This is a genomic window from Aurantibacter aestuarii (assembly GCF_003008425.1).
GTDB lineage: Bacteria > Bacteroidota > Bacteroidia > Flavobacteriales > Flavobacteriaceae > Aurantibacter > Aurantibacter aestuarii.
Genome location: NZ_PXOQ01000007.1, coordinates 679586 through 691120, shown reverse-complemented (window position 1 = coordinate 691120; position 11535 = coordinate 679586). Strand labels below are relative to the sequence as shown.

At 33.4% G+C, this 11535-nt stretch carries 4 protein-coding genes; 3 read left to right on the top strand and 1 reads right to left on the bottom strand.

The features are described from left to right. Positions 1-114: 114 nt before the first annotated feature. The gene (locus tag C7H52_RS04375) at positions 115-5679 is read right to left on the bottom strand and encodes an alpha-2-macroglobulin family protein (protein ID WP_106462664.1); all 5565 of its coding nucleotides are present in this window, start codon (positions 5677-5679) and stop codon (positions 115-117) included. Between the two features lie 225 nt (positions 5680-5904). On the opposite strand from C7H52_RS04375, the gene C7H52_RS04370 reads away from it, so the two are divergent. The 3 genes from C7H52_RS04370 to C7H52_RS04360 all read left to right on the top strand — a co-directional run bounded on the left by C7H52_RS04370 (position 5905) and on the right by C7H52_RS04360 (position 11534). Further along, positions 5905-8217: a sulfatase-like hydrolase/transferase gene (locus C7H52_RS04370; RefSeq protein ID WP_106462663.1), complete on the top strand. Its 2313-nt coding sequence runs from the start codon at positions 5905-5907 to the stop codon at positions 8215-8217. Positions 8218-8362: 145 nt separating this feature from the next. Beyond that, positions 8363-9916: an L-piperidine-6-carboxylate dehydrogenase gene (amaB, locus tag C7H52_RS04365; protein ID WP_106463073.1), complete on the top strand. Its 1554-nt coding sequence runs from the start codon at positions 8363-8365 to the stop codon at positions 9914-9916. 271 nt (positions 9917-10187) lie between these two features. Further along, positions 10188-11534: a DUF1800 domain-containing protein gene (locus C7H52_RS04360; RefSeq protein ID WP_106462662.1), complete on the top strand. Its 1347-nt coding sequence runs from the start codon at positions 10188-10190 to the stop codon at positions 11532-11534. The last annotated feature ends 1 nt before the right edge of the window (position 11535 follow it).

Genomic DNA, 11535 nt, shown 5'->3' with positions numbered 1-11535 from the left:
GATGTATTTTTAATGTAAAACCTCCTGACCAAGCTTAGGTTGACATTTTTAAAATTGAATATTTTAATATCTATAAATGATTCGATGTTTGGTCGAGCTTAATCAAAACTTCAATTATTTAACCACCTCAACCCATTGGCCTCTATTTCTAACAAAAAAGTCGTTATCATACATCGCTTCTGCTTGTAAGCCTGGTAAATAATACTTACCTAAGTAAGAGGCATTAAGCATAATTTGAAAGGTTTTCGACTTTCCATTGCCACTTCCGTCTAAATCAAAATAATACTTAACATCATTATCTCTTATGTCTATATATCGTGCCTGATTAGATGTAGATGCTCCAAAATCTGTAAACCTTGTGTTTACAATTTCCCAACCCGATGGAAAAAATTGTGATAAAGCAACATGGTTAACTCCAATATTTTTCATGTTTCTAATATTCACTACAGCTACAAAATCCTGACCTTGTTTTAATTTTGAAATAGCTATTGGATTACCTTTTAAATCTTTATAAGCAATGGAAGCATTTAGACCACGTTGTTCACTTTGTTCCTGTCCTAAAGGTAATTTCCCAGAATTCAGGATTCTTACAAAAACCATATTATCATTTTCGTTATTAAGTTTTAAGCTGTTTACTCCTTCTACAACTTCTAAATTACGAACCGCAATTGCGTTTTTAGTATTTATGGTTTCTTTTTTACCATTATGAGTATAACTTACGTGTATGTCTTTTCCGCCATTAGCTTCTACCATTTTCGCCAACGCCATTAAGCTATACGCTGTGGTTTGAGTGCTCATCCATTGGTTAGAAGATAACTCTTTAGCTAATTCTTTAGCCAGTTCTCTAGCTCTCGAATCTTTTAATATAACCAGCGTTTCCAAAGCCATAGCTTTATTTCGGTTTTGAGAGCCATACGTATAGCTATTATGTTTTGGAGCTTTAATATTTAAGCTGGCCGTATTTACCAGAGCTAAACTCGCCTCGTTTTGTCCAGCCAAAGCATAAGCTGCTGCCAGTCGCCACTTAGCTTCATTAGAAATTTCAGTAAATTCCCGTAAGCGGTTCATGGCACTTAACTCGGCTTCTCCAGCTAAAGCTAAAGTATATAATCGATACGCTTGTGCTAAATCTGAATTATGGTTACGGTAACTTGGTCTCCAGTTTCTTGCAGCATCTTTTTGGTAGCGTATCCAGTTATTTTTAAACGTTAATGGCAACACATAGCCTTTTTTCTCGGCTTCAAGCATAAAATGTCCGGCATAACTTGTACCCCAGTCATCTGTATTGCTTTCTCCTATCCAATACGATAAACCTCCATTAGGTGTCTGGAATTTTCCTATTCGGCTAATACCGTTTTTAACATGTTTTGAAATCTCTTGTTTTTTACTTGCCTCTAAATCAAAAATATTATTTAGAAATAATTGCGGGAAAACACTTGAGGTGGTTTGCTCCACACACCCATGAGGATATCTAATTAAATACTGAAGACGCGAAGTAAAATTCATTGGAGGTAAAGTAGAAAACTCTACAGTGGCTGAATTGGTTTTAACTTCTCCAAAAGTTTTAAAGCTCATGGTCTTTTGAGCTTTAGATTCTAACTCGCCCTCAATAGATTTTGTGCTGATAGGATTTGGGTTATACACCTCAAATTCTACTTTATAACTAGATTTTTCTCTTCCGCTAGATGCTGTTATTTCAATGGTATTTTTCGGAAACGCTTTAGACACATCTAAAGTGAAGTAAGCCATTTTTTCATCTGGAGAAGTAAAGGTTAAGTTAGAACTTTTAGAACCATTTACCTTAACACCTTCACTCGTTTTAATACTTAAGTTTACATTTTTGATGCTATTTTCCATAGCGAAAACTGTAACTGGAACAATAACTTGTTCCCTAGGACTTAATTTACGTGGCACACTAGCTAATACCATTAATGGTTTTTTTACCGCTGCAGTTTGTTCTGCATGACCATAGGCTTCATTTTCCACATCGCTCGCAACTACCATTGCCCGAACAGAACCAATGTAATTTGGCAAAGTAATTTCATGAGATTTTGTAGAACCTGATTCCAGATAAAAAGGTCCTAAATAGGTTACCACCGGTTTAAAACGATTGGCTTTTTTGTTTTTGCCCTTATCTAAACTTCCGTCTCCACCAATCGCGAAAATTTGTTCTATACTACCAGAATAGGCTCCAATGACATCATCAAACATATCCCATGTTTTAACTCCTAAAGCTTCACGTGCATAAAAATGCTCATGCGGATTTGGTGTTTTAAATCGGGTTAAGTCTAATAAACCTTCTTCTACTATAGCCAAAGTATAAGTCATGGCTTTTTTGTTCTTTTCTGAAACTTTTACCGTGAATTTAGATTCTGGTTCTAGAGTTTTTGGTAAATCAATTTCTGGCTCTAAAATAGTAGATGCATCTTCAACTAAAAGCGGAATAACCCCATATAATCTTAGAGGCAGATCGTTTTCTGACATGGCATGTGGCTGAAGTAAAGAGATATTTACGAAAACATTGGGTGCCATTTCCTTTGTAATTGGAATAGACAATTTAGTTTCTCCTTTTCTGGTTTTTACCCAGTTAAAACTTACAACTTCCGATCCGTTTTCTATACTTAGTAACGCTCTACCGTCTTGAGCAGAAGGAAAGGAAATTTGAGCAGTTTCACCTACATTATATTTTTCTTTATCTGCTGTAAACACAAGCATCTTAGAAGCTTCTTTATCTTCGCCGGTAGATTTTTTCCACCAGTTTCTATAAAAATAAGCCGTTCGACCTGTAGCATGACCACTTACAGGATCTAAAACACGAATCAAATATCTGCCAGAATCTTCTTCATCTATATTAATATCAAAATTTGCTTCGCCTTTTGCATTGGTAGATAGTGTCGTTTCATAAACCGGTTGATGGAAAGTGCTGGACGTATATTGCGAAAGTTTATCTTCGGAAGCATTCCACCACCAACGCCATTCAATTTTATACACTTTAACTTCTAACTTATCACGTTTTACAGGTTTACCATCTTTATCTACAACCGCAACTTTGAAATTCTGATTTTCATTGGTGTAAAAGGAGCCGTAAGCTTTAGGTTCTGGTGATTTTAAACCCACAAAAGAAGTATATGGTGCATAAGGTATTGTAAAGGCATCTATTGAAAAATCGCCCCCATTTTCAAACGCACGAACCAAAAACTGAGCGTTTAGTAAACCCGGTGTATTAGCACTTACTTTTAAATTATTAGAAACAAGTGCTTTGCCTTCCTGATTTACATTGCCTTTAAAAACCGTAAGCTCTTCAGTATCGAAGTTTTTTGTTGGATCGGTAAAAACATAATCTGGATAAGATTTAAATCCTTGGTAAGATGTGGTAAACTTCACTTTAACCTCAGCCTTTACTCCTTTTGCTGGAGCCCCATGCAACCAGTTGACTGCCAAATTAGCTTTAGCCGATTTTTGACTAGATAGAACCTCATCTTTAAAATTAATATCAATTTTTAAACGATTAGGTTTTATGGTTTCAACTTTAAGGGTTTTATAAAATTTTGCGCCGCCAACACTTACTTTTGCCAGCCAATTTCCTGTCTTATCTTCGGCTTGTGTTGGAATTTGAAAGCTATACAATCTATTTTTATGAGACTTCGTAATTTCTCTATAAGTTAATTTTCCATTTGGATCTGTTACTTCTAATTTTACCGGATGGTCTTGTGGTAAAGGATTAGACACATCATTTAACATAAAAGATAAGTAAACCGTATCTCCAGGACGCCAAACACCGCGCTCTGTATATAAAAACCCTTTTAAACCTTTTTGCAATTTAGATCCCGAAACATCAAAATTACTAAGTGAAAGACTGTTTCCATCGTCAAGTTTTACATACGTTACATTTCTACCTTTAGAAACCACAGCAAATGACGCATAATGCTCGGACTCTATTGTAACTATTCCTTCGGTATTGGTTGTGGCATTTGTAATTTCCTGCTGCTGAAAATTATACAATTTAACTTCTACTCCAGATTCTGGTTTAGTGTCCAGTAAATTACTTACTGCAAAATGATAGGTATGATCAGTTTCCTTTTTAACGATAACTCCTAAATTTGATGCTATTAAATTTTGACTTACAATGCGTTCTTCATTAAAATAAGCTTCGTGGCACGGATTGTTACGTTCTTTCCAATTATAAGGATAGTTATTGTATCTATACGTTAAGTTATTCCAATAAGCTTCTTCAAGCTCGTCTGTATTTTCATTTTCAAAATCAATTTCATTTTCGCTGTAATCGTCTTCATAATCATCAGACTCATTGCTTGATGCCGCGTTAGTTTGGTTGTTACAGTTGTATAATGAATATTCTTTTTTGTACTCTAACTCTACTCTATAGATAGCACCTCTTTCAGCTTTAAAAAAGTTAGCTAAGTCTATACTATAGGTTTTAAATTTTCCGCTATGTTCTAATTCATTATCTATTAAGGTGATGGTTTGCTTAGCAACACGTCTTCCTACTTGTCTAATAGCATACTTGTTATTACTGTTTAGATTATTTTCTTGTAAAAACTGAAGCACATTATCTTCATATATTTTTATAACTCTAACATCTACTGCCTTAAGATTAACGGCTTCAAAATTGAATTTAAGATCACGAGAATTAGGTAAAATAACACCCGAATTAATTAAACGTATTTCGGGCTTAATGTCCTCAAATGCAATTGATTCAGAATAGGTAGTTTTTAATTTATAAAGATCTGTGTTTTCTATACCCTGAAAAACATCCATTTGTAACACACCACTAAGTTTTGTTTCAGGATAAACCTTTAAAACGTTTCCATCGACTACAAAATTTAGACCTGGGCTATTTTGTATAGTAACCAGTCCATCAAAATTTTGCTCTTTTTTAATAGGATCTGAAAAATTAATTTTCACAAATTGTTCTGGGATTTGTATAACTTCAACATTTATAACTGTAAAATTATCTCTCCCAGGTATGTTTAGTTTTTCTTCACCAATATTATCCGATTGTATGTATTTACCATTCCATTTTAAAGTAATAAAATCTTCTTCAACTTTCCGATGGATACTATCTATTTTAAATTCAAAATAAGATGAAGACGTTTTACTTTCATTCCATACAATATCTAATTCTTCGTTGTCTTGATAGGCATTAAGAATTTGTTTTGCTTTATCATAATCAACTTCATCTGCTAATTTTAAATAGCCTAATACATATTGCCATTCCTTATCGTAAGATTGTAAAGCTGATGTATTTACAGAAAAGTTAGGTTTTTTGGTTTTAAACTTAAACGTATACGCTTTTAAATTGTCCTCAATTTTTGGGTATAATTTATCTAATTGCAAGCGTACGGTATATTCTGTAGCAACGTCTAAATCTTCATCGGGCTTAAAAACAAAAGAGTGGTTGTTATTGGCAACTAAACTTCCTGAAACTGAAGGTGAGATTGAAAAAAAACTTTGATCTAAGGCTTGGTCTGCTTTCCAATTTGAAACAGGCTTAACCAAATTAACTACGATATTAGATTTAACAGAGTTTACACCAGTAGTTGTAAAGCTTATATATTCTCTAAATTTAAAAATATTATCCTCTGAGTAACCTTTATCTTTTTTACACGAAAAAACAAGACAAAGAGAAATTAAAATAAACTTAACGTGAAGACTTTTCATTGATAAAATTGGATTTAAGCTTTGGATATTATACTTTATAAAATTAAGCTTTTTTTAACTCATATCTAATCAAATCCTTCAAATAATACCTTTGAAATAAGAATTTTAAAGGTTTGATATGAGTCAAAATCCATTTGATTTTAATCATAATTGATAGGCTTATTTTTAATTCCCAATAATATCATAGATATTTATATGAAAGATGTATAATTAAAAATAAATAATATGTTAAAAAAATACTTTTTTATATGTGCTGTTTTATTCAGCTCATTTGGGTTTTCACAGGCAAACACTGCTACAGAACCTAATATAATATTTTTTATTGTTGATGATCTGGGCTATTATGACTTAGAAATCTACAATGATTTATTGGGCGCAAACGCAACGGGTCTCTATGAAACACCCAATATAGATGCTATGGCTAATCAAGGTGTGATGTTTACACATGCTTATGAAGCTGCACCAAGATGTGCGGCTTCTAGAACATCCATTATGACTGGGAAATTTGAATCTAGACCTTCTGTAACTAGTGGTCTTTACTTACCTGCAGACAATCACCCCGACGGTTATGCTGAAACTACTTGGGCTCAAGCGCTAAAAAACGAAGGTTACAAAACTTTTTTTATTGGAAAATGGCATTTGGGACATGATGCTAATCACTATCCAGATAGTTTTGGGTTCGATATTAACCTAGGAGGAAGCGATGTGGGAGCTCCAAACACCTATTGGCATCCTTATGCTAATGAGATGAACGATATTATTTCTCCTCCACCAGCAGCTGGACTTACTATTGCTGACGGAACTACAGGCGACTACTTAACCGACAGGATTACCGCTGTTACAAATAATTTTATTAGCACACATGTAACAAATAATCCAACACAACCTTTCTTAGCAATGGTTTCGCACTATGGTGTACATACACCTTTAGAAGCTAAAGCTGCAGATGTAACTACGTTTCAAAATAAAGTAAATAACATCACCTATACTGGTCCTGAGTTTGAAAATGACTTAACTGCTAAAACCAGATTACATCAAAACAACGCAACCTATGCTGCAATGATTAAAAGTATAGATGAAAGTTTAGGCTCTATTCGCGCACAATTAACGTCTAGTGGAATTGCAGATAATACAGTTATTATTTTAACCTCAGATAATGGTGGATTGTCAACTACCGAAATTGGAGGAAACAGAGAGCTACCAACTTCTAACAGACCATTTAGAGGCGGTAAAACCTGGTTGTTTGAAGGTGGTGTTAGACTACCGTTAATAGTTTACGGTCCAAGTTCTACATTTAGAAGTAATACCGTTGTAGACACTCCTGTAGTTGGTACAGACTTTTTCCCAACCATTTTAGAATTAGGTAATGCACCATTACTTCCTGCACAACATTTGGACGGAGAAAGTTTTAAAGATCTATTAGTTACAAGTGGTAACGCTGGTTTCACAAGAACAAACCCAATTATATGGGACTTTAACTTTGCTAGTTCAGGAACTGCAAACGTAAGTATGGCAGGTGCAAGGCAAGGTAATTTTAAGCTTTTAGAGTTTAAATACAACAATGTTTTTGAGCTTTACGATGTGGTAAACGACCCAGGAGAAACAACAGATTTAAGTGGATCTAACCCAGCAATTGTAGAACAATTAAAAAATGCTATATTTTCATATAGAAGTAACGCTGGTATAACTCATAGAGTAACTAACTCTGGGCAAATTGCAGAAAATGAGTATTTATATAACAATATGAATGCGCAAACAGGCTCTAATATTCAACCGAGTTTTGGATGTGCTGAACCATCTACAAGTGATTCAATTATATATAATGAAGGTCATGAATGCTGGTACGATTTAGATTGGCCAATAAATGTGGCAACTGGCTCGGATGCTTCTCTTTCTGAAGCTGGACCAACTGAAGCAAGAACAGGTAATGTTGCCTTAAAAATAAATGTTGTTAATGGTGGTGGATACGGTAAAGTAAGAGTTACTAACACAGCATTTTACGAAGATTTACAAGGTGCAGATATTACATTAAGTGTATATGCTAAGTCAAACAATTCTAATCGAATCCGTTTTCAGTTAAAAGTTAATTATACCGATGGTTCAAATAGTACATTTAATGCTGCAAACGAATTTACAACATCTAATACTTACCAACAATATTCTTACACTTATCCAACTGCAACTATAACTAGTCAACCTGTAGAATCTGTTGAAGTAAGGTTACAATTAGGACGAGATAATGGCGAAATAACTATAGATGATTGGTCAAGTGTAGTTAATGGTATTACTCTTAGCACTCCTATTTTTGAAGAAAGTAAAGTTTCCATTTATCCTAATCCAACATCAGATTATATAAATATATCAGGTCCTTTAGTAGTAACAAAAGCGTACTTAATTGATTTAAATGGAAAATTAATTAAAAAGTCCATTGGAGACACAGAACGTATAGATGTAAGTGATGTTGCAACAGGAACTTATATCTTAAAGGCTTTTGTAGAAGGCAATCAACATATTGTTAAAAAAATTACGATTAAGTAAATTTTAATTTTTGCAACTTATTATAAAGAGTCATAATTACTATGACTCTTTTTTTGTTTTAATAAGTAACAAGAACTTAACTAAAAAAGGGTTAATTATTAGTATATTCGCAATAATTCAAATAAAAAATTTAAATTATATTATTATGGCAGAAGTTTCGACTGAATTCGGAATTAAAGAAGCTTTAAAACAGCTAGGAATTAAAGACGTAAATCAAGGAACCTCTACAGGTTCTCAAAATTTTGGAAGTGGTGAAACAATTTCATCTTACTCTCCAACAGATGGTTCGTTAATTGCTAAAGTAACCACTACAACAAGAGAAGATTATGATAAGGTAATTGATAGTGCATCTGCAGCATTTAAAACTTTTCGTGCTATGCCAGCACCTCAGCGTGGCGAAATTGTACGTCAATTTGGAAATAAATTAAGAGAATTAAAAGAACCTTTAGGGAAACTGGTTTCTTATGAAATGGGAAAATCATTACAAGAAGGTTACGGAGAGGTTCAGGAAATGATTGACATTTGCGACTTTGCTGTTGGTTTATCAAGACAACTTAACGGTCAAACCATACCTTCAGAACGACCAGGTCACGTTATGCGTGAGCAGTGGCATTCTTTAGGGATAGTAGGAATTATTTCCGCATTTAACTTCCCTGTTGCTGTTTGGGCTTGGAATACAGCTCTAGCATGGGTTTGTGGAGACGTTTGCGTTTGGAAAGCTTCAGAAAAAACACCTTTATGTTCTGTTGCATGTCAAAATATTATTGCAGAAGTGTTAAAAGACAATAACATGCCAGAAGGTATTTCTTGTATTATAAATGGCGATTATAAAGTGGGAGAGTTTATGACTACTGACCATAGATTACCATTAATTTCTGCTACAGGATCTACACGAATGGGGCGTATTGTTGGTGCAACAGTTGCCGAGCGTTTCGGGAAGTCTTTATTAGAGTTAGGAGGAAACAATGCTATTATTATAACACCTACTGCCGACTTAAAAGTAGTAGTACCAGGTGCAGTTTTTGGAGCAGTAGGAACTTGTGGACAACGTTGTACTTCTACACGTCGTTTAATTATTCATGAAAGTGTATATGATAAAGTAAGAGACGCTATTGTTGGTGCTTATAAGCAATTAACTATTGGTAATCCTTTAGATGAAAAAAATCATATTGGACCATTAATCGATAAAGATGCGGTAAATACTTATTTATCTGCAATTGAAAAAGCAAAAGCGGAAGGCGGAAACGTATTAGTTGAAGGCGGAGTTATTGAAGGTGAAGGTTACGAGTCTGGATGTTATGTAAAACCAGCTATTATTGAAGCTAAAAATGATTTCGAAATTGTACAGTCTGAGACATTTGCCCCAGTACTTTATTTAATGAAATATTCTGGAGATGTTGAAAATGCTATCGACATGCAAAATGGTGTAGCACAAGGTTTATCTTCTGCAATTATGACCAATGAAATGAAAGAAGCTGAAAAATTCTTATCTTTTTCTGGTTCTGACTGTGGTATTGCTAATGTAAACATTGGAACCTCTGGTGCAGAAATTGGCGGTGCTTTTGGTGGTGAAAAAGAAACAGGTGGCGGACGTGAGTCTGGATCTGATGCTTGGAAAGTGTACATGAGAAGACAAACCAATACAGTAAACTACTCGGATGAACTTCCTTTAGCTCAAGGTATTAAGTTTGACTTATAATCTTAATATAACCTATAGTCAAAAGCCATTTCTTAGTTGAAATGGCTTTTTTTTATCATATATATTTATTTTCATCCCTAAAACATGTGCTTTAATCGATTTTTCAAAAATAAATAATCACTCAAAGTTAATTTATACTATATTTAATAAACCACAATGTTATTCATTTTTAGAACATTGCAACTTAAAAACCAACCAAGAGAATCTGTTATTCAATATATGTTTAACAGATTTTTTTTAAACCTTTTTTTAAAACTGAAGTCTTAACTATATGACTCACAAAGAACTACGACATTTGTTTTCTAGAGCTGGTTTTGGGATAAAACCTAAAGAGCTCCACAAATTAGCAATTTTAGAAAAGACTGAAGTGGTTAAGTTGTTATTAAAGGAATCTCAAACAATAACAGATTTAAAAATTGATTTGTCCAAGTTTGAGTCGGTTGACATAAAAAATCTTAAACAAGATAAAGCACTTGCCATAAAACTAAGGCAGGAAAGTCGTAAAAAACTAAGACCTTATAATATTGCATGGATAGACAGATTAAACAATCCTAAAGAACGATTACGCGAACGCTTAACCTTGTTTTGGGCTAACCATTTTGTTTGTAGAGATAGTAATATTATTCATGTTCAAAAATACAACAACACATTAAGAACACATGCCTTAGGAAATTTTAGAGCTTTTACCAAAGCTATTTCCAAAGAAGCTGCAATGATTAAATATTTAAATACCAAGCAAAACAAAAAAGCAAAACCTAACGAGAATTTTGCCAGAGAACTCATGGAGCTTTTTACATTAGGTATTGGTAATTACTCTGAAGCAGATATTAAAGCGTCTGCAAGAGCTTTTACAGGTTATAGTTTTGATTATTGGGGCAACTTTAAACTAATAGAAAAGCATCACGACTTTGGTGATAAAACATTTTTTGGGAATACTGGTAATTTTGATGGCGATGCTATTATTGATCTTATTTTAGACCAAAAGTCATGTGCAGAATTTATTTGCACTAAAATATATAAGTATTTTGTGAACTATGAAGTTAACAAAACACATGTCAACCAAATGGTTGAAGTCTTCTTTCCTGTTTACAATATTGAGACTTTAATGCAATTTGTTTTTAATTCTAATTGGTTTTATAATGAAGAACATATAGGTACTAAAATAAAATCTCCTGTAGATTGGCTAACTAGCATAAATCAAATTGTACCAATAAAGTTTAAAAAACAAAAGCAATTACTTAACATTCAAAAAATGTTGGGTCAAATTTTATTATTTCCACCTAATGTTGCGGGTTGGGAAGAACATCAAAGCTGGATAGACTCTAACACCATTGTTTTACGCTTGAAATTGCCGGTTTTATTATTACAAAAAACCACCATTCCATCAACTTTAACCATTGATTTTCCAGATTTAAAGACATCTTATTTTAATACTTTTCCAGACTGGGAAGAATTTCAAAACGCATACGGTTCTATAGACAATTCTAATTTACTAGATTATATACTAAACTGTAGAATAAGCCCAAAACTTAAAGCATTATTAAAATCACAGCAAAACTTAAACTCAGAAGATTATGTAATACAATTATTGTCCTTACCTGAATTTCAAATGTGTTAAT